Origin of the sequence: Archangium violaceum (assembly GCF_016887565.1) — a bacterium.
Lineage (GTDB): Bacteria > Myxococcota > Myxococcia > Myxococcales > Myxococcaceae > Archangium > Archangium violaceum_B.
This window is the reverse complement of record NZ_CP069396.1, coordinates 8,592,213-8,612,000: the sequence shown is the minus strand read 5'-3', so window position 1 is coordinate 8,612,000 and position 19,788 is coordinate 8,592,213. Positions and strand designations below refer to the sequence as shown.

Here is a 19,788-nt window from a genome sequence, read left to right as displayed (position 1 = left end):
GTTGCATCGTCCCGTGTACCGGGAGCGAGGGGAGCGGGTGCCGTCAAGGGGGGCGAGTCATTTCCCGGCCTCGCGTGAGCGTCTCCTCCCCCCTGTCTGGTTGGGCGTCACGCATCCTATCCTCCAGGATTGTTTCACCTGGGGGAAGGCCAGCGCCATGGCGAATGAGTACCCAAGTCCTGGGGCGGGGGAGGGCGGCGGTACGCAGCTCGAGGTCCGGCGGAGTCCGCGGGTCAAACCGTGGTGGGCGTCACGTTTAGTGGCGCTGGTGCTCCTCGGGCTGCAGACGGCGTGCGCGACGAGCTACCCGATGGGAGGCACGCTCACGGGCACGTCACGGAGCTGGCGGCGGAGTAGCGGGCATCAGATGGCGGCTGCGGACTGGTCCGATGCTTTAGGCGAGGATCTGGCGGTCGCCAACCTCCGGCGAGCGGCGAAGCTGCCCTGGACGGACGGGGGGCGGTGCGTTGTCCAGGAGGCCTCCCAGCCCTGGCCGGTGCTGGCGGAGCGGTGCTACCCATTGCTCGATCACAAGCGGGTGCGGTTCCGGGACACCACAGGGCAATGCGCGGTGGCGTCCGCCGGCGCCGCTGCCATGGGAGTCGGGCTGTGCGTCCTGTCGGCCCCGGAGATAGTGGTGGGAGCCATCATCGTCACCGGGGTCGTCGTGGTGGGATTCGCGATTCACGAGGCCCTGGAGGCGTACGAGAAGAGGGGCCGCCCCCAGGTGCGGCCCCCGCCTACGCTGCCGGTGCCGGAGACGCGGCCTGTGCCGGAAGCGCGGCCGGTGGCAGAGACGAAGCTCGTCCCACAGGAGCCCAAGAAAGAGCGGCGGCCGAAGCCGGAGCCATCGGGAGAGGACTGGCCGCCCCCGCTGCCACCCAAACCCACCGACAGGGAGCGCGACCGCAAGTGCGAGGCCATTCCGGTGCCGCACTCAGGCGGTGACAAGGCGCACAACAAGTGCGCCGACTGGTATCCGCCCAACCGCTGGCCCGGGATGGATGCACGGGTAGATGGCAGGGACTTCGACGCGCTTCAGGTCGGAGTAAGGAGATTAAGGAGTTCACTGAATACAGGGACATCGCGCTGGCATGTGGGTATGCCTTCAAGGTCGGGGTGATCAGCGAGGCCCAAAAGGCCGCGCTGCTGGAGGAGGACGACAGCTTTGATATCGTCGTCACAGGGTGCAAACGATGACTACTCGGGCTCGCCTACATCTGCATGTCTTCGCGCCAGCTCTCACCAGCGACGACGGGCGCCCGCTCGCGGCCGTTGAAGGGATGGAGCGGGCACTCCCCGGGTTGCGGTTGGCGTGGCGGCTCTCGGAGGCGGGGCGGCCCATCGCGCTTGCGCAGCGCGGGGCGTGGCTGGCTGAGTCGGCAGCGGACGGAGAGTTTGGGTTGCTGTGCAATGGGGACGAGAGCTACCCAGTGACGATGGATGGGCGGCGAGAGAGCGCGAGGGCGAGTCCAGGGGGCGAGCCGCTGCTGATCGTCCACGCGAAGCTGCCGCAGGATGAGGCGGTTGTCGCTGCGGCAGCGGACATGCTGGAGCACGTCGCGGAGGGCGTGCGTGCCCGGTGGGGAGTCGTGGCGCCCGGCCCCGTGAGGCAGGTCATCGCGGCGCAGACGGGCCCGAAGACGGGGGGGCCGGAACGACCACCGCACGGGCTGCCGGCGCTCAAACTCCCCTGGAACATCCGCTCGCCCAAGGTTCCCAGGTACCTTGGGTGGATCAACTACTGGTCCGCGGCCAGCGCGGAGGCCATCGGCTTTCCGGATGCCTCGCGCGACGCGGAGCTGCTGACACGGGCCCGGCGGACGGCGTCGGGCGGGTGGGTGGTGAGGCTCACCGATGCGCCGCTCGACCTGGACAACCCCGCCCACCTGGAGGCGCTCAAATGGGCCTACGAGCGATTCCCGGAGATCGGCGGGCGCGCAGAGACGTGACGTGGCTGCGATGGAAGGCACGCGCCCATGAGAGAGAGCTACTCGGCCACGGCGTATTGGCGCCGGCGCTCGGAGTCCCGGGAGGAGTGGGCGGCGAGGGCGGAGACATTCTTCCGGCTGCTGGCGCAGTGCCATCCGTCATTCTCGCGGTGGTACGAGGAGGGCCGGTCGGCCGAGGAGTCGCGTCGGCCAGTGAAGGGACTCGAGGCCGGTGGCGAGCCCCTCGAGGCCCCTGGACCTCCGCTTCCCGCCTGGCCTCGCGAAGGCTCCGCGTGGGGGTGGGCCCCCGTCGTAACGCTTGTGCAGGGCGACACGAGTACGGCCGTGGCGCGCACTCCGTCCCGACGGCGCCCGCGCGCTGCAACCCGATCAGGGTGGCTCTTCGTCTGCCGCACCTTGTTGGCTCCGATGGGCTGGGTGCTGTCCTTCACAGCGGTGTGCGCCTCGAGCACAAGGCCGAAGTCCTGCCCAAGACGCCAGAGCACATCGGGATGTTGGCGGGCATGACGAAGCGCCGGAATTTGAACCGGAAGTCGTCGTAGCGCGAGCCACACTCACTACGTCGAACCAAGCCTCATGAGGACTTCGGCAACTCCACCCGGGTGATGCGGGTTCTCGTTGATCATGGTGTGGAAGCCACACTTCTCGAGGACGCGGATCGACGCGAGGTTGTGGAGAGCGACCCACGCATGAAGCGGCCGGGTGGGCTCGAGCACGAGAAACTCAGAGAGGGCTCGAGTGGCGATGCCTTTGCCCCAATGCTCGCGACCAATCCAATAACCGACCAGGCGCCTGGCATCCTGTTCCCAACTGCCGATGTACCCAACGACCACGCGGCCCATGACGATGGTGCGGGTGACGTTTTCAGGGCGGAGAACCTTTGTGCGCCAGTGGGTCATGAACGCGTCGCGCTCCCGCGATGGAAATGCGGCCATGCGCAGCGCTTCTGGGTCGCGCTGGTGTTCGAAGAAGATGGGAAGGTCCTCATCTGTGACGTCGCGGAGGATCATTCTGAAAAGGCTCCGTCAAGTCTGCGCCCCGAGGGAGGTCGCGAGGCGAATGGTGGAAGGGTTCTATCTTGTTCGGGCATGACGAAGCGCGGGAATCTGGACCGGTCTCACACACCAGCAGGGTGAGGCGCCAGCGTCGCTGGGACCCTGGGGCCCTTCTATTATGGGGGCGTAGTCACAAGCAGAGACGACTTTTGAACGTCTGCGGCGACGGCGTCTCGTTGAATTTGCCTTGACAGCTTGCCGGCCCCACAGCCGATGATTTTGCCAGGAGGAGCCTCACGATGACCATCACCATCACCGCCTTCGAACGTTCGCCCGACGGCGGCAAGGGGCTGGCGCGTGACACGCGCGTTCGCTGGGCGCTTGAAGAAGTGGGCCAACCTTACGAGGTTCGCCTTGTTTCCTTCCGTGCGATGAAGGAGCCCGCGCATCTGGCGCTTCATCCTTTCGGCCAGATTCCGACCTATGAGGAAGGCGATCTTGCGCTGTTCGAGACAGGAGCGATCGTCTTCCATATCGCCCAGCGCCATGCGGGCTTGCTGCCGGACGATGCCAATGCCCGGGCGCGCGCGATCACTTGGATGTTCGCCGCGGTCAACACAGTGGAGCCGCCGATCCTTGAGCTCGGAACCGCCAAGCTCCTCGAGGGCGACAAGCCTTGGAATAAGGAGCGCATGCCTCTGGTCGAGGATCGCGTGCGCGGCCGGCTGAAGCAACTATCTGCTCGCTTGGGCGATGCCGACTGGCTCGACGGTGCGTTCAGCGCGGGCGACCTGATGATGGTGTCGGTGCTGCTCAGGCTGAAATCATCGGGCATTTTGGATGAATTTCCGAACCTGGCCGCCTATGTCGCCCGCGGCGAAGCGCGGCCCGCCTACAAGCGGGCTTTCGCCGCTCAATTGGCGGTTTACACCGGAGAGCCACCAATCGGTTGATTGAGGTCTGTCCTGGGCTCGAAGTCGTCATCCGAGTTTTTCGTTCAGCTTATGGGGCCTGACCCTTGTAATTTTGTGCGCAGGCCCCCACCGTCATCACCTTCGCATTCGCTCTGGTGCGGCCCATCGCTCCCTCGAGCGGGGACGGAGGCGGGCCCACAGAAGGTGTGAGCCTGCCCTGCTTCGTGTTCTCGGGCGGTTTCGCCCGCGCGTGGCGCTCGATGAGGAACGCCGGTACGTCCGCCGCGTGATCGCTCGATTGCCCGCCGGGGCCAGGGAAGCCGGCTGAAGGATCCCCCTCGAGCCGGCCCCTGGAGATCAGGCCGGGAGCCTGAGCAACGGCTCCACGGCCAGGCGGTCCTCAGGACGGCAGCTCACCTGATTCCTGCAACTCCTTGAGCACGTCCAACACGGTGGAGCGCATCTCCTCCATGATCGTCTCGATGAAGGGGCGCCCCTGGAGATCCTCGGCGATCCATGGATCCATGATCACCGACCGAAGCACGCTGATCTTCCCTTCGGAGGGGCCGATGGGGGTGGAGGTGCCCAGCAGCCGCCGCTGGTAGTCCTCGAAGAAGACCTTGCCGTAGTCCGCTTCGATGAAGTCCGTGGTGCTCACCAGCAGCTGGTAGCCGTAGATGTCCCGGCCATCCGCCTTGACCCCTAGCCTGTCGTAGATCTTCCGGTTGAAGAGGTTGACCAGAGACATGTCGGGGTTGAGCCCGCCGGCCGTCTTGAAGTTGAAGGCGTAGGTGACGATGTTGAGATCCGCGCCAATCTCACGCAACAACTCCAGATCCTCGCCCTCCGCGGTAGAGAAGAGGCTCGCGCTGCTCTTGCCTCGGACCACGTGCCGCAGGCGCTCCAGCGCCTGACTGGTGCCTCCGTAGCGCTCCATGAGGGACGGCGGGAGTTGGAAGCGCGGCCCGGGAACCACCAGGAAGGGGTCCGAAGGCTCATTCATCAACAAGAGCCCGGCGTGGAACATCTTGCAGTTGTACAGGGCTCTGCCGAGGATCTGCCCATAGCCACGCTGATCCGGCGGGATCACCGCGTGGCTGAGGTACACGCCCGCGGCGGCGGCGCCGGGCTTGGAGCCCTCCACGCCGTACTTGCCCACGGTGAGTTCCTCCTGGCCGCCGGCCGTGTTGATATACGGGGCCTCGAAGGCCACCAGACTGCGCATGGCGCCATTGCGGTAGCACATGGCGCCCGCCGGATAGGGCAGGTAGCCCGTCTTGTGGGGATCCAGGGTGACGGTGTCCGCCTGTGATAGGCCCAGGTACTGCTCGGTGACGTAGGTGCTCAGGGAGAGCGCTGGAGTAGGACCGGCGGTTCGCATGCCCTGCGGCGGCTCGCGCAGCAGCGAGGCGAAGTAGCCGCCCCAGGCTGCGTCCGCATGCACGCAGAACTCGATATCCGCCGGACGGTACTTGTCCCGCCGCAGGGCCAGGACCTTGGCGAGCGGGTCTACCAGCCCCTCCTCCGTGGTGCCCAGCACAGCCACCACGGCGATCACCGGTCGGCGTTCGGCCAGACACTGATCCAGCTTCGCCTCCAGGCGTGCCACATCCATCCGGCCCTCGACGTCCAGAGGGATGCTGTACATGTGGTCCGCGCCCAGCCCCAGGATGGCCGCGGCCTTGGGCAGCGAGTAGTGCTTGGAGCCCGGTACCAGGAACACGGGTGAGCCCACCCCGTTCAGGTGGCGGCGGGTGAACTCGACGAGCCCCAGATCCTGCAGTGTGTAATCCGACACCAGCTGGGTGAGTCTGGCCACGGTGAGGCCGTGCGAGGCGCCATACTGCTGCTCGATGCGGGCCGGGATGCCCAGCACCTCGTCCACCCCCAGGTTCAGCGCCCGCCAGGTGTCCAGTTCCACCAGAAGCGCGCTCCGGCCCGAGGGCAAGGTGACCCGGAAGTCCTTCAGCGGGGCCAGTTCAGGCCTCTCATGGATGGCCGCCTGGAGCGAGAGCGGATAGAACTTCAGGTTGCGCGCGGCCCACATGGCCTCGATGTTGGCGGTGGTGCCACCACTGGTGAGGTGGCCCCAGGGCTTGATCCCCTCGTGCTCGGGGAAGGCGAGCATGCGGCAGAGATCCTGTCCAACGCGCACCTCCAGCACCGTGGTGAGGGGCGAGGCCTCGAGCGCCACGTTGTTCTGGTTGTACATCATCGCGGCGAAGTACCCGGCCATGCCAGGGATCGTCTGATCCCACGTCATGTGCCCCTGGTAGCGCATGCTGAAGAAGGGAGCGGACTTCTTGAGCTCTGCCAGGAGCGTGTCGAACTCGGTGTGGAGCGTGTCCAGCGCCTGCAGGTAGCCCGGATCGCGCTTGATACTCTGGGTGATGGCAGGGGGATCGCTGGGATGGAAGTTGCGGCGCCAGAAGGCGTGATCGCGCAGCGCCTCCACGACGAGCTGCTCGAAGAGCTCGGCATTCTCGGCGCGGGGCCCGAGGAACCAGGCCTCCACCTGGCGGTCTCCTGGAACGGCGGGGGCCTCGCGGGGCTGAGCCGTGACCTGGAATCGGTGCGTCAGTTCATTGGAGCGCAGTCGCTTCTGTAGCGCGTCCCTCAAGGACTCGGTGGCTGCACCGCCATAGTTCGGATGGAACTTCTCGCTCATGACTCCTCCTTACGGCGCGCACTCTAGGCCCAGAGCCCAAGAGCTGTCATGGATTCCGAAGACGGTGTCCGGAGACGGTGTCAAAAACTCGAGGCTGAGCGCCGTGCGCTGAGTGGTGCTCGAGCAACACGAGCCCGGTCGGCGAGATCGTCGCGCAGCGCAAGAACCTCGGCAAGGGCATGGAGCGCTTGCGGCTGACGTTGACCGCGCCCACTGTGGAAGGCCTGTGGAGGAGTGGCTCGCGCACCCTTTGCTACCTCTGCGAGTGACGTGGCCTTGTCTCCCATCCGTTGCCGGACGTCACCCGTCCCGATGTCGGCCATATCCTGATAAGCAAGCTCTCCTGCGGAGATCATTTTTTTGTGGAGGCTTTGGTCGCAGTGCTGGCGGGGCATGACGCGTCCGGGACGTTGAAATAGCCCCACATGTTGAAGGCTATGTCCCCGAGTCTGTTTTTGAAGCACCGGGTAGGGCGGGCGAAGTAATGGCCATTGATGGTGGCGGGCATCTCGGCGCACGCATCCTCCCAGCTGCGATCCTTGACGTCCCAGAGGATCGCTGCGTACTCACGCAGCTTTGGCCCAACGCACTCGCCCTTGCCGAACTCCCCCCATCGCGGCGTGCACGAGGGATCATCCAGGTCGAACTCCCCCCACATGCTGGATGATGCGTTCTTGCACCGGGTGGGGCGAGCGAAACGCTTGCCGTTGATGGTCGCGGGCATCTTCTGGCACGCCGCCTCCCAGGAACCGCTGATGCCCCAGAGAACGGCGGAGTACTGCCTCTTGCCGATTGCGGAGCAATTGTCCTTCTTGAATTCCCCCCAGTGTGGCTCGGCCAGGGCAGGCCAGGGCCCCAAGAGCGTGAGCGCCACCACCGCCAGAAGAGGGAGAGGATTCGTTTTCATGGGATTGATTCTCCAGAGTGTGAGTGAGCCGAGCACTGGACGGCCATTTCGGAGCGTGTCCGGCACTCCCTGCGTACTTGGCAGAGGAGGCCGCTCCGCTTGGGGTCCCGTACATTGCAGGACAGATGCCAACATGGAGGCCCTCGGATTTCAGGCACTTCAGCCCCTGAAAAACCATGTCGGCACGCCCACCGACACGCCTGCTGACACGCAGCGGGCGCACCGACACGTCGACTGGGGTGATAGCGCCTCTCGTGTTCAACACGGCTACGGAGGCGTGTAGACCACGTCAATCTTGCCCGGACGGGAAGGTCTGGATGTGGAAGAGGATGCGCGTCGTCAGCCACCAGACCCTCTACCGGGCCAGGTCAGGTGTCAAAGAATGCGAGCGACGAGGCCCGGCACGACACGCGGCGGGAAAGCTCCGCCCATGAAAAGGGCAGGGGAACGCGTCCAAGCGGTGGGGACGTATGTGGGTTGCTTCTGACCATCCGGCCGGAGAGGCTGTCCACCATGTCGCGTGTCCTCGCTGCCCTCGCCGCCCTGTTCTTCGCCCTGCCCGCCTCCGCCAAGGCTCCGAAGCTCACGCTGTTCATCAGCGTGGATGCCCTGGGCAGCGACCTGCTCCTGCGCAACCGTCCGCGCCTCACGGGGGGGCTGGGGCAGCTGCTCAACACGGGGGCGTTCTACCCCTACGCCCGGTACGCCTACGCGGAGACCCGTACCGCACCGGGTCACGCCACGCTGGCCACCGGCGCGAACCCCTGGCGCCACGGCATCGTGGACAACGACGTCCATGACCGTGCCACCGGCCAGCGCGTGCAGGTCTACATGGATCCGACACATCCGGTCCTGGACGGAGCTACCGATCCCTCCTCGGACACCAGCCCCGAGAACCTGATGGCGGAGACGCTGGCGGACCGGTTGCGCGTATCCACGCAGGGAAGGGGCAAGGTGGTGGCGCTGTCGCTCAAGGCGCGCGCGGCCATTCCACTGGCCGGGCGGCTGGGCCAGGCGTGGTGGTTCGACGGGGTGGAGGGAAAGATGGTGACGAGCACCTGGTACGCGAAGGAGGTGCCCGCGTGGATGCAGGAGCTCAACGCGCGCAAGCTGCCGGACGCGGGCTTCGGCAGGACCTGGGAGCTGTTGCGCCCGCGCGCGGAGTACGTGGGGGAGGATGACCGCGCCGCGGAGCCGGACGCCTATGGCATGGGCCGCACGTTCCCCCATTCCCTGCGTCATGGGCTCACGGCACCGGGCCCCAAGTCCTACAAGGCCTTCGCCGTGTCGCCCCGTTCACATGACCTGCTGGTGCAAGCGGCGAAGGCGGCGCTGGAGGGGGAGGGCCTGGGCAAGGACGACGTGCCGGACATCCTCGCGGTGAGCTTCAGCGGCACGGACGAGGTGTTCCACGCGTTCGGTCCGTACTCGTGGGAGATCCAGGACTCGCTGCTGCGGTTGGATCAGGCGCTGGGCGAGCTCATCGCGGCCGCCGAGCGCGCGGCGGGAGGCCGGGCGAACCTGCTCATCGCGCTGTCGGCGGACCACGGCGGCGCGGAGATTCCGGAGGCCTGGGCCCAGGCGGGCGTGCCCGCCAGGCGCATCAACTCCCTGGAGGTGTCCAAGACGCTGGCGACGGAGCTGCGCACGAAATTCGGGGTTGACGTGACGGTGGCGATGCTGGACCTGGACGTGTACCTGGGAGGCAAGGCCCTGGAGTCAGGCCAGGTGGATGGCGCGGCGGTCCGGCGCGCGGCGGCGGAATGGATCGCGAAGCAGCCCTTCGCGGTGATGGCGGTGGCCCGGGACGACCTGGACACGGCGCCGGACACCGAGGGCCTCGTGGAGCCACTGCGGCGCGGCTACTACCCGCGACGCAGCGGGGATGTGCTCTTCATGGCGAAGCCGTTCCAGGTCGTGACCGACTACCCACGCGGAACCAACCACGGCGTGCCCTACTCCTACGAGTCCCAGGTTCCGGTGGTGTTCGCGGGCCGGGGTGTGAAACCGGGCCTGTACCTCCAGGAGATAGACCCGGTGGACGTGGCCCCCACGCTGTCCGCGCTCCTGGAGATGGGGATGCCCGCATCGGCTGAAGGCAAGCCGCGCGCGGAGGCACTCACGGGGCGATAGGACGACTTCCGCCATCATGGCGAATGAAGCAACGTCCATATCGGGCTTCAATCCCGTCCGGCTGACGAGGCCACATGCCGGTCCGTTCTCGAGCGGGATGCGGAGCCGAAGAACAAGAAGTACACCAGCCCGACTCCTACCGGCAGCGCATTCCACCACCAGGAGAGCCAGGGAGACCCCGCCAGATACAGCGCGAGCATCCCCAGTGCCACGACCGCACTGGATGCCGGTACGGCGAGCAGGCTCAGGTCCAGCATCCGGGTCTGCCAGGCCGGCAGGGTGCGGCCATTCGCCAGCCCGCCAGCGGAAAAGGCCACCACCATGAACAGCCAGGTCCCGAGGCAGCATTGCAGGAACAGGCTGACGAGCAATCCGATGAGCGACATTCCCTGAGAGCGCCTCCGTAGGTACCGTGATGGGCCAGTCTACTCAGAATCTCCCGTGAGCGGGCCGGCCCTCAGCGGCCCCGCGAGCCACATTCAGGTGGGCAACTCGAGTGTCCGGGAGGAGCCCACGTGTTGGAATCCGAGACGCTCGTACACCCGCCGTGCCGGATTGCCGTCGCTCACGACGAGGCTCAGGACCGGTGGTTCCGCTCGATTCGAGAGCCACAGGGCACGGCGCAGCAGCGCGGTCCCGACGCCGGCATACCGGGGCGCGGGGTTCCGGTACACCTCGAGCACCCACGGGCCTCCATGAGGAGGGCTCCCCTCACGAAGGGTGACGAGGCAGGCGCCGACAACCGTGTCACCCTCGAGAGCGAGGCCGCTGCACGGCAGGAGAGGGCCGAGTACCTCTCCTGCGAGCATTCGCGCCACCTCGTGTCGTGCCTCCTCGGGGGTCCATCCGGAGTGGTCCGGGTGGCCGGGTGGGTAGGCCGCGAGCAATGCGGGCACCAGTTCCTCGGCGCTCCGGTCGATTGGAGTGAGACGGCAGCTTCCTGGCGCTTCGGGGAAGGCCCACGAGGAGGCGGCGGGAGAAACTCCCAGGTCCCGGGAGTAGCTGTGCGCATGCCTCACGACCCGGGCCCCCCGGTCGATGAGTGCCAGGGCGAGGGCCTCGTCATCCGTGGAGAGAGCCCAGCCACGAAGGGGCGCGAGCAGCACATCGGCACAGCGGGTCGCGTCCACGCCCGGTGCGCGCCACGCGAGGTCCGCCCAGGGCCGCCCCTCGCGCGTGAAGAGCGAGTAGGTGAGGACCCCGGTTCCCGAGGCATCACGGATGGTGTGGCGCGGGAGACCCGCGTGGATCCAGGGGGCTTCATGAGAAGTCGTGTCGTTGTCGTTCATATGTGCTTGCGCAAAGGGCAACGGGTCAGTCCTGGTCGGAGACGAGCCAATCCCAGTCATCCGCCTCCAGGGGGGTAGGGTTCCACTTTCGCCACGCGCGCAACTCCGCCTGCCAGACATTGATGCCTCCAGTCACGGGCCACGCGCGCGTGACGGTGCCGCGTCCGGACGAGCTGAAGCTGCGCACCAACAGGCGGTTGACGCGGTCGATGACCTCTGGCGTGGCCCCGGCGCGCAGCTGGATTTCGGCGCCAATCAACGCGCCCTCCTCGCGCACCCGGCTTTCGGGGCGACGTGTCTCCACGACGGGCCACAGTCCCATCAACGGGGGCTCCCGCCCTTCGAGCAGCGCCGCGTGGATGCGGTCATGCCCGTCCAGCACGAGCCACTTCCCGAGGAGGTCCACGTAGAGCAGCAGCGCGGGCGGCAAGGTTCCGTCCCTCGCGCGCTTGCGCCAACTCTTGATGCGGCCGTCCTCCGCGTCGGAGGGGGCGCGCAGGGGGAGCACCGTGCCCGGCTTCTGGTCCGGAATCTCCTCCCACCAGTTCTCCACCCAAGCTGGGCGGAAGCGCAGCACCGCGTCCAGCGAGTGCGGTGGCATGGGCGGCTGGCCGAAGGACCACTCCATCGTGCTGATGGCGTGGCGTGATGCCTGGTCCGCGGAGATGGCTCGCACGGGGCGCAAGCACCAGCGGCCGGTGTAGAGCACGGACTCGGAGGTGTCCACCAGCATGCGTCCCCACTGCCTCGCCCAGGCTTCCCACCAGGCCGGCGTTCCCGGCTCGTGGCCTACCGCGCGCACGTCGGGGGCCGTCAGCAGGGGGAGGGCACCCCGCACATCCGCCGGTCCGCGGACGAGGACGCACTGGTCCCAGTAGCCGGCAATGCGTGCCCAGAGCAGCGGCTGGCCACGCCACACCAGTCGCAGCCGGTAGCCCGGTGCCGCCTCCAGGTGCAGGGAAGGGGGTTGCAGCCAGCGTCCCCTCGTGGGGACGTCCAGCAACACGCCAGGCCCCACGACGGGGAGGTGCCAGTCTTCCGTGTCATCCGACGTCAGCGATACACCGGGGTGCATGGGGTCTCCTTCGAGGGATTCTGTCCCACTTCGACCGGTGGCACGCCTGGCGCCTGACGTGGTTCCTGACATGTCGGTTGACCCAGATGACGTGTCGGCCGACTCGCCGGCTGGCACGCGGGTGCCGGCACCGGAGGGACCTGAACATCCCCTCCGCAGCGCCAATGCCTTGAATCCACTCCGCCTCCTTCCCTCCAGTTCTGGCTCGGATGATGTGGCCTGTCTCTTGCTGAACCACCCGCCAGGAGCTCCCACGAGACATTCCTCGAAGGAGCGGCCTTCTGAATCACCGGATGAGACGATATGAAGAAACTCGAATTGCTCGCTCTCGCTGCTGCTACTGCCGGTATCCTGTCCCTGACCTCGGTGTCACAGGATGCCCAGGCTGCTGACGCCGCCGCCTGCGTTCGTAAGGAATTCAAGACCACCCTGGTCAAGGATGCCTGCACGAAGGGCGGACAGGCCGAGGCCAAGAAGGTCATGAAGAAGTTCCTGAGCACGGCCAAAGCCAAGAACCCGAGCGTCAAGGACTGCAAGTCCTGCCACACGTCGCTGAGCCCGGAATACAAGCTCACGCCTGACGCGCTCACGCATTTCATCAAGGCTGGCGGCAAGTAACCTCCAGCCCGGCTCCCTCGAGCGGGGGCGGAGCAGAAGAAGGGTGGAGCTGTCCGTTCGCGAAGAAGCTAGCCGAGCGCGATCACATCGGGCCGGTTGCGGTGCTGATCGGCCCAGCGGGAGAGCTCCGGAGGCAGGCGCCAACCGAGCGAGGCCAGCTGCGCGATCACAGGGAACTTGGGCGCACGCTCGGGCATCGTTGCGAGCCAGTGCTCCGCGGTGACGAGCCACATGTCCGCCGCCGACCAGCCACTGCGGGCGATGGTGGGGCGCGAGAGCACCGAGACGCGCTGGCCCAGTGCGTCCAGCGCGCGCTGGGCGCGCTCCATCGCCTCGGTCTTCACGTCATTCCAGGCCTCGGAGGAGTGAAGCGCGTAGTACCGGGCGCCGAGATCGGCGATCGTGTTCAGGGCGAGGTCGACGAGCGAGGCGAGCTCGAAGACGGCGAGCGCATCATCGGGCTCCGACGGCCAGAGCCGCGGAGCCGAGGGGTAGGCCCGATCGAGGTAGTGGGAGATGGCGGTCGAGTCCCCGAGGACACGTCCATCCTCCTCGACGAGGACGGGGGTCGTCTTGAGTGGGGAGAGGCGGCGCGACTCCTCGAGGAACTCCGGGTGGGCACGCACGTTGCGCAGCTCGAAGGTGAGCCCCTTGTGCGCGAGTGCGAGGCGGGTACGGCGGGCGAAGGGTGAGGTCTGGATGTGGAAGAGGATGCGCATCGTCAGCGAACGGCGAGAGGGTCGACGGCTCACGCCCGTCCACCGGGCTGCCGGTCGCGAGCATATCCTGGGGCCATCCACGGGGGAGGAGACGCGCTGCCCTCACTGCGCTCCAACATGTGGTGGCGGGACTCGCGAGCTGAACCCGGTCCGAGCTGACCGGCTATTCCGAGATAGCAGCTACTTCCAAAATTTCAATCACTCCTGTAACCGTATCCGGACACGCCAAGGAGGAGGAAGCATGCGTTTCTCGAGGAGAGGGCTGACACGCTGGCTGGTACGGGTGGGAAGTGGGCTGCTGCTCGCGGGCTGCGGCCAGGCGGTGGCGGCCGAGCCGTCCACCCCAATGGACCACATCGGGCGGGCCCTGGCGGAGAAGCACGCGCTGGCGGGCTTCGAGCCAGCACCGTGCTGGTTCATGTTGGCGCCAGATCAGGTGGAAGGCGAGACGGTCCGGTGCGGCTACGTCGCCGTCCCGGAGCGCCATGCCCGACCGGACGGCCGGTGGATCCGCGTCGCGGTGGCCATCTTCGAAGCGCCCGAGAAGGCGAAGGCGAAGGATCCGGTGGTGCTCCTGACGGGAGGCCCGGGACTTCGCCTCGCCCAGCTCGAGAAGCCCCTGACGCGGGAGCGGGTGGAGGCCCTCGCCCCGGAGCGGCAGCTCATCGTGTTCGACCAGCGCGGCGTCGGGGGCTCCGAGCCCGCGCTGGAGTGCTGGGAGGTCGGCATGCCCTATCCGGACCCGCTGCGCCGGTGCGGCGATCGCCTGCGGGGCCAGGGCATCGATGTGACTGCCTATAACACCCAGGAGAGCGCCGAGGACGTGGAGGCAATCCGGCTGGCGCTGGGACTCCAGCACATCAACCTCCGCGGCTCCGCCTACGGCTCGCGGCTCGCGCTGGAGGTACTCCGCCGGGCGCCCGAGCGCGTGCGCAGCGTCATCATCGACTCGGTGCTGCCACCGCGGGACAACCTCTACCTCCAGGCGGTGCCGGGCTTCGACCGCTCCCTGCGCAAGGTGTTCGAGGCCTGCGCCGCGGATGCGGCCTGTGATGCCCGCTATCCCGAGCTGGAGCAGGTCTTCTCCACGGTGGTGCGATCACTGAATGCGAGTCCCCTCGATGTGCGCTTCCAGACCCCGGAAGGCCGGCCCGGCCGCCTGCGGGTAGACGGGGCCGTCTTCATCCAGTTCCTGTCCGGCTTCCTCCAGGACCCGGCGATCCTCGAGACGATTCCCGCCATGCTCCACGGCGTGATGGAGGGGCGGACCGCACTGCTCGGCAACGCCATCGGCGCCTCGCCAATGCTGACGTCGTTCATGCGCCTCAGCTACGGAATGCACCTCTCCACCCTGTGCCGCGAGGAGGTGTCCGCCACCAGCCCCGAGGCGGTGAGCGCGGGAGCGGCCGGAGCGCTGCCGGAACTCCAGGACTTCTTCCTGCCCACGCAGCTCGGCATGTTCAGCACCTGCGCCCAGTGGCCCTCGGGCGCCGCGGACCCGTCCTGGTACGAGCCGGTGGTGTCCAGGGTCCCCACGCTGTTGCTCTCGGGAGACTTCGATCCCGTTGCCCCGCCGGCACTGGGGAGCGCCGCGGAGCAGACCCTCGAGCGCGGCCACCACGTGGTCATCGCTGGAGGCGCTCACGCGGTGCTCGACACCAACACCTGCGCGGCGGACATCGCCCGGGAGTTCCTGCGCAAGCCCACGGTGCGGCCCGACACCGCCTGCGCGGCCGCGAGCCACATCGAGTTCCTCGTCGAGCCCCCAGCCACCGCCGTTCCCCAGCCAGACGAAGCTCCGTGAGATTGCGTCGCGCCGGGGACGGCTGTCAGGGCGCGCTCACCGGGGACAGATGCCGGCGGTCCTCTCGAGCCGGAAGATCTCCGTTCCATTCCAGGTGCAGTAGAAGCTGGAACTGGGGTTCGAGTTGGCGTTGAGCTGGCAGTTGGACTGAGCCTCCTGGCAGGAAATGGCGTTGGTGCTGATGAAGTTGTGGGAGGGGCAGACGTACCCCTTGTACTGCCCCGTCCCCGTCACGGCGGAACAGACCAGGGAGTTGCACGCGCCCGCGCTCACGTCCCGGCGGTAGATGACCCGGTTGTTCCAGGTACAGAAGACGCTGCTGCCCGGATTCGCGTTGGCGTTGAGCACGCAGTTGTTGCGAGCCTCCGCGCAGGAGATTGTCTGGGTGGTGATGAAGTTATGCGAGGGGCAGATGTAGCCCTTGTAGGTCCCCGTCCCTACTGCGCCAGAACACTCGTCCGCGAGCGCCTCGGAGACATCCGAGGTCACCAACTCCTCGGCCGAGGAGGTCTCCGGCGTCTCAGGAACCCCACCGCATCCCAGGGCCCACGAGAGGGTCACTCCCCAGATCGTCCTGTGCAGCAGGGAAGTCGTATCACGCTTCATGACTGCTCCTTTTCGAGAGAGGGAAACGACAATAATTAGAATCCGGGGAGATCGCAATAAATGGGGTTTGAGTTGAGATGGCCCCATGGCTGATGGCGTCAAGACAATTCCCCGTCACGTCAGAATCATTCTCACTGGATGAGACGATATGAGGAAACCCTGCCACACCCAACGACTGGTCGAGCAGCAACGCAGGGGGCCCTGGTTCAGGGGCTGTCGTGGTCCGGCGTGAAAGCCTTCGGGAGGGGAGGGTGGTTTCCCCCTTCTGAGTGATGACGGGTGCGACGGGTCTGCGTAGACGAAAGCACCCAAGGAGCCTCTTCATGTCGAGCGCAGTCGTGATTGGCGGTGGGATCGCGGGATTGTCGGCGGCGAACGTGTTGTCCCAGCACTTCGAGCGCGTCCTGCTCGTGGATAGGGATGGACAGGACGTGGCGCACGAGCGCCAGGGCGTGCCGCAGGTGGATCACCTCCACGTGTTGATGCGACGCGGTTGGTTGGCACTCGGGGAGCTCTTCCCGGGCATCGACGAGGATCTCATCCGGGCCGGGGCCGTGGAGATCGACTGGGGCAAGAACAGCTATTGGGTGGGCCGCTTCGGCGCCTTCCCGCGTCCCCCCTCGGACATCACCTCGCGCCTGTGCAGCCGCAGGCTCCTGGAGAAGACGGTCCGTGCGCGTCTGGTGAGCAACCCGAGAATCGAGCTCGTCGAGCGCTTCGAGGCCGAGACGTTCCGGTGGGACTCCTCGCGACGCCGCATCTTGGCGGTGAAGGCGCGGGATGGGCGGGAGGTGGAGGCCTCGCTCTTCGTGGATGCCTCGGGGCGCAACGGTCCCTTCCGCTCGCAGGCGGTGCTCGAGAAGGTGGATGCTCGGTCGAGCTACTCCACGTGTGTGGTGCGCCTCCCCCACGCGGAGCGTCTGCCATTCCGGCAGGCCTACGTGCAGGTGTGTGCGCCCCATTTCCTGCGCGGAGGTGGCATCAACCCCATCGAGGACGGACTCCACCTGGCGATGCTGATCGGCGCCGGTCGCGAATTGCCCCCGGGAGACCGGGAGGGCTTCCTGGAGTACGCGCGCTCCCTGCGTGACCCCTGTGTGGCCCAGGTGCTGTCCGACGCCGAGTTCGTGGGGCCCATCCGCTGCTTTCGGAGGATGGCGGGCACGCGCGTGCTGCGGCCCGCGTTCCAGGCCGACAACCTCGTGATGATGGGTGATGCGCTGTGCTCCTTCAATCCCATCTATGGGCAGGGAATGACGGTGAGCCTGCTGTCGACGCTCGAGCTCGGGAGGCAACTGGCCCGGGAGGGGAGGACCTCGCAGGAGCGGTTCAACGCGCTCGTCATGGGCCCCTGGCTCACGGCGGCCGGCGAGGATCTCCGCGTGCCCGGATGCACCCTGGAGAACGTGAGCGTGGCCCGGCGCCTGGCCATGACGCTCAACACGGCCGTGGGGGATCGAGTGATGCTCCGGGCCACCTTCGATCCGGACGCGCACCAGCGCACCATGCGCGTGCTCCACATGGTGGACCCGCCCTCCGCACTCTTGCCGCTCGCACTGCCTCGAGTGGGGTAGCCGAGGCAGGGGCTCGGCCGGTCGGGATCGACCGCGGCGCCATGATAGGATGGCCGTGTTGGATGCGCCCACACATGACGTGAGGGCGGGACGTCTTCACCCGCAACCCTGGAGGTCCTCGAATGTTGAGCCGAGTTGCCCTGCTGTGCGTCCTTCTTTCCGTTGGTTGCGGTATACCCGGTCCCGACGACCAGCCCGGCCAGAGCATTCCGGAGCCGAGCGCGCTCACCCTGCAGTTCATCCGCGTCACGAAGGAAGTCCCGGACTTCGGCGGCATCACGTTCGAAGACGGCCAGTGGGTCGTCCTCCTCCTCGCCCCCGAACAGCGCGAGAGCGCCGAGGCCAGACTGCGTGACATCTTCGGGGAGGAGGCCACCAACATCGCCGTACGGGTCCGCGCTCCACGCGGAAGAGCCTCGAGTCAGATGGTGAGGGACGCCGTCGATGTCATGACGGTGCCGGGCGTCGGAACCCTCCATCTCGACGAGGAGGTCGGCTATGTCCGGGTAGGACTCCTCGCCGTGGAGTCACTCGAGCAAGCCCAGGTCAAGCTCGACGAGCTCGGCGTCCCGCTGGACCAGGTCATCCTCTATGCGAGGCGGCCCATCGTCCTGCTGTAATGGATACGAACCTGCGTCCTTCCGATACCCTCACCCCGTCCCTCTCCCGGAGGGAGAGGGGTTGGTGCTTCTGTCGCTCGACACAAGGAGATGGAAGATGGACCCCCGTAGCCCCACGAAAATAGCGGTCATCGGTAGTGGCCTCATGGGAAGTGCACTGGCGCGAGCCTTCGCCGCGGCGGGTCACGACGTCGCGGTCTGGAATAGGACTCCCAGCAAGGCAAGAGCCGTGGGCGGTGGCACCCTCGCGTTCGAGAATCTCATCGAGGCCGTCTCGGGACGAGCGCTCGTCGTCGTCTCCGTGTCCAACTACGCGGCCTGCGCCGAACTGCTCTCCGCGGAGGGCGTCGCGCGCGCACTCGCCGGAAAGACGCTCGTTCAGCTCACCAGCGGCTCACCCGCGGACGCTCGCGAGGGACTGGAGTGGGCGAAGGCACACGGCGTGGACTACCTGGACGCCGCGATCCTCGCCTACCCGGGCTTCGTCGCCACCGATTACGCCACGGTCTTCTACGCCGGGTCGCGAGCCGTCTTCGACCGGCACCTCCCCACCTTCCAGGCCATCGCCAGGAACTCGGTCTACGTCGACGAGAAGATCGGTTCCGCCGCGACGCTCGACTGCGCGATTCTCGAGGCCTACTACGGCAGCTCCCTGGCGTTCCTGCACGCCGCGGCCATGTGCAAGGCGGAAGGTCTCGATCCGAAGATCTTCTTCTCCCACAAGAGTTCCTTCCTCGGTCTGGTCTCCGTCACCGCCGACGCCGCGCAGGGCATGGTCGAACGCAACGACTTCTCGGGCGACCAGTGCAGCCTCGATACCCACGTCGCGGCCATCGAGCACATTGTCCGGCTGAGCAAGGACGCCCGCATCAGTGCGCGCTTCCCGCAGGAGTTGCTCGACAACTACAAGCGCGCCCTCAGCGAGGGTCTGGGTCGCCAGGAATTGCCGGCCGTGTTCCGGACCCTGATGCGGGATTGACGCAGGGTTGGACCGCGCACAGCGGCGGGAGAGGCGATCATGGTGGAGCAGAAGGTTCGTCTGACGAAGGAGAAGGAGACGTACCTCGCCACGCTGTACGGCAAGGCACGGGACGCCACGGCCGAGCATTCCATCCTCGGCGACCGGTTCGCCGCGGACGCCGTCGCGCGCATCGACTACGACTTCAAGGCCTTGAAGCTCCCGCGCGGGGGGGACATCACCCTGCCCATACGGGCCTTGCACTTCGACCAGTGGACGCGGGCCTTCCTCGCGGCGAACCCCGTGTCGACGGTGCTGCACCTCGGCTGCGGCCTCGACACCCGCGTGTATCGGATCGACCCGGGGCCGAAGGTCCGCTGGTACGACGTCGACTTCCCCGACGTCATCGCCCTGCGCGAGCGGTTGTACCCGGAGCGCGAAGGCTATCGCCGCATCGGCTCCTCGGTGACGGACCTCTCCTGGCTCGACGCCATCCCCGGAGACACGCCGGTGCTCGTCATCGCCGAGGGCCTGATGATGTACCTGCACGAGAAGGACGGGACGGCGCTTCTCCGGCGCATCACCGGGCAATTCCCGAGCGGGCAGCTCATGTTCGACGGCTACAGCGGGGCGATGACGCGCCTGGTCTCCCGGCTCGCGACTGTGCGTGGCGCGAAGGTCGAGCTCGTGTGGGGCGTCGATGATCCGCACGACCTCGAGAAGCAGGTGCCAAAGCTCCGCCTCGCCGAGGACGTCCCGTTCCTCACGATGCCCACCCTCGTCGACCGGCTGGCCAGGAACGGGTTCTCCCGGGCGATGTACGGGATGATGGGCCGGCTGCCATTCTACCGGCACCTGATCCGTCACCTGCGTTACGAGCTCCAGGGGAGGGAATCACCAGGGTCCGCCGCCTCATCCAGAGGCGCGGGTGAACACTTGCACGAGGAACCATGATG

At 67.0% G+C, this 19,788-nt stretch carries 18 protein-coding genes and 1 pseudogene; 11 read left to right on the top strand and 8 right to left on the bottom strand.

Going from position 1 to position 19,788, the window contains the following annotated elements:
* Positions 1-157 precede the first annotated feature (157 nt).
* The 3 genes and pseudogenes from JRI60_RS54975 (at position 158) to JRI60_RS55195 (ending at position 2,459) form a co-directional block, all read left to right on the top strand.
* Positions 158-1,200: pseudogene (locus JRI60_RS54975) on the top strand (DUF6310 domain-containing protein).
* Positions 1,197-1,952: a DUF5953 family protein gene (locus tag JRI60_RS34250; RefSeq protein ID WP_204220130.1), complete on the top strand. Its 756-nt coding sequence runs from the start codon at positions 1,197-1,199 to the stop codon at positions 1,950-1,952. Before JRI60_RS54975 ends, JRI60_RS34250 begins: the two are co-directional and overlap by 4 nt.
* Positions 1,953-1,979: 27 nt before the next feature.
* Positions 1,980-2,459, top strand: coding sequence for an Imm52 family immunity protein (locus JRI60_RS55195; RefSeq protein ID WP_430384333.1), 480 nt, complete (start codon positions 1,980-1,982; stop codon positions 2,457-2,459).
* A 50-nt stretch (positions 2,460-2,509) separates the two neighbouring features.
* Here the strand turns inward: JRI60_RS55195 and JRI60_RS34245 are convergent, their stop codons facing one another.
* Positions 2,510-2,962 (bottom strand): GNAT family N-acetyltransferase, encoded by a 453-nt coding sequence (locus JRI60_RS34245; RefSeq protein WP_204220129.1) that lies wholly within the window; start codon positions 2,960-2,962, stop codon positions 2,510-2,512.
* Positions 2,963-3,246: 284 nt separating this feature from the next.
* Here JRI60_RS34245 and JRI60_RS34240 point away from each other — a divergent pair, with 284 nt between their 5' ends.
* Positions 3,247-3,900, top strand: a complete 654-nt coding sequence (locus tag JRI60_RS34240; protein ID WP_204220128.1) for a glutathione S-transferase family protein — start codon at positions 3,247-3,249, stop codon at positions 3,898-3,900.
* Between the two features lie 361 nt (positions 3,901-4,261).
* Here the strand turns inward: JRI60_RS34240 and JRI60_RS34235 are convergent, their stop codons facing one another.
* On the bottom strand, positions 4,262-6,529 hold the full coding sequence (locus JRI60_RS34235; protein WP_204220127.1) for a pyridoxal phosphate-dependent decarboxylase family protein: 2,268 nt from the start codon (positions 6,527-6,529) through the stop codon (positions 4,262-4,264).
* A gap of 352 nt (positions 6,530-6,881) precedes the next feature.
* The gene (locus JRI60_RS34230; protein ID WP_204220126.1) at positions 6,882-7,436 is read right to left on the bottom strand and encodes a hypothetical protein; all 555 of its coding nucleotides are present in this window, start codon (positions 7,434-7,436) and stop codon (positions 6,882-6,884) included.
* Between the two features lie 513 nt (positions 7,437-7,949).
* Between JRI60_RS34230 and JRI60_RS34225 the strand changes: the two genes are divergently transcribed.
* On the top strand, positions 7,950-9,569 hold the full coding sequence (locus JRI60_RS34225) for an alkaline phosphatase family protein (protein ID WP_204220125.1): 1,620 nt from the start codon (positions 7,950-7,952) through the stop codon (positions 9,567-9,569).
* 47 nt (positions 9,570-9,616) lie between these two features.
* Here the strand turns inward: JRI60_RS34225 and JRI60_RS34220 are convergent, their stop codons facing one another.
* From JRI60_RS34220 to JRI60_RS34210, 3 genes are all read right to left on the bottom strand, one after another.
* The gene (locus tag JRI60_RS34220; RefSeq protein WP_204220124.1) at positions 9,617-9,955 is read right to left on the bottom strand and encodes a hypothetical protein; all 339 of its coding nucleotides are present in this window, start codon (positions 9,953-9,955) and stop codon (positions 9,617-9,619) included.
* 93 nt (positions 9,956-10,048) lie between these two features.
* A complete protein-coding gene (locus tag JRI60_RS34215; protein ID WP_204220123.1) occupies positions 10,049-10,858 on the bottom strand; it encodes a GNAT family N-acetyltransferase in 810 nt (269 codons plus the stop codon).
* A 25-nt stretch (positions 10,859-10,883) separates the two neighbouring features.
* On the bottom strand, positions 10,884-11,933 hold the full coding sequence (locus JRI60_RS34210; RefSeq protein ID WP_204220122.1) for a hypothetical protein: 1,050 nt from the start codon (positions 11,931-11,933) through the stop codon (positions 10,884-10,886).
* A gap of 303 nt (positions 11,934-12,236) precedes the next feature.
* On the opposite strand from JRI60_RS34210, the gene JRI60_RS34205 reads away from it, so the two are divergent.
* Positions 12,237-12,551 (top strand): hypothetical protein, encoded by a 315-nt coding sequence (locus tag JRI60_RS34205; protein WP_204220121.1) that lies wholly within the window; start codon positions 12,237-12,239, stop codon positions 12,549-12,551.
* A gap of 68 nt (positions 12,552-12,619) precedes the next feature.
* Here the strand turns inward: JRI60_RS34205 and JRI60_RS34200 are convergent, their stop codons facing one another.
* Positions 12,620-13,303 carry a glutathione S-transferase family protein gene (locus tag JRI60_RS34200; protein WP_239469866.1) on the bottom strand — a complete coding sequence of 228 codons (684 nt, stop codon included), beginning with the start codon at positions 13,301-13,303 and terminating at the stop codon, positions 12,620-12,622.
* A gap of 208 nt (positions 13,304-13,511) precedes the next feature.
* On the opposite strand from JRI60_RS34200, the gene JRI60_RS34195 reads away from it, so the two are divergent.
* A complete protein-coding gene (locus JRI60_RS34195; RefSeq protein WP_204220120.1) occupies positions 13,512-15,074 on the top strand; it encodes an alpha/beta fold hydrolase in 1,563 nt (520 codons plus the stop codon).
* A gap of 36 nt (positions 15,075-15,110) precedes the next feature.
* Here the strand turns inward: JRI60_RS34195 and JRI60_RS34190 are convergent, their stop codons facing one another.
* Positions 15,111-15,680, bottom strand: a complete 570-nt coding sequence (locus tag JRI60_RS34190) for a hypothetical protein (RefSeq protein WP_204220119.1) — start codon at positions 15,678-15,680, stop codon at positions 15,111-15,113.
* A 323-nt stretch (positions 15,681-16,003) separates the two neighbouring features.
* On the opposite strand from JRI60_RS34190, the gene JRI60_RS34185 reads away from it, so the two are divergent.
* The 4 genes from JRI60_RS34185 to JRI60_RS34170 all read left to right on the top strand — a co-directional run bounded on the left by JRI60_RS34185 (position 16,004) and on the right by JRI60_RS34170 (position 19,786).
* Entirely contained in the window at positions 16,004-17,254 is a 1,251-nt protein-coding gene (locus JRI60_RS34185) for an NAD(P)/FAD-dependent oxidoreductase (protein WP_204220118.1), read from the top strand.
* A gap of 122 nt (positions 17,255-17,376) precedes the next feature.
* Positions 17,377-17,874: a hypothetical protein gene (locus JRI60_RS34180; protein ID WP_204220117.1), complete on the top strand. Its 498-nt coding sequence runs from the start codon at positions 17,377-17,379 to the stop codon at positions 17,872-17,874.
* A 145-nt stretch (positions 17,875-18,019) separates the two neighbouring features.
* Entirely contained in the window at positions 18,020-18,853 is an 834-nt protein-coding gene (locus tag JRI60_RS34175; protein WP_239469865.1) for an NAD(P)-dependent oxidoreductase, read from the top strand.
* 39 nt (positions 18,854-18,892) lie between these two features.
* Positions 18,893-19,786 (top strand): class I SAM-dependent methyltransferase, encoded by an 894-nt coding sequence (locus JRI60_RS34170; RefSeq protein WP_204220115.1) that lies wholly within the window; start codon positions 18,893-18,895, stop codon positions 19,784-19,786.
* Positions 19,787-19,788: the final 2 nt, after the last annotated feature.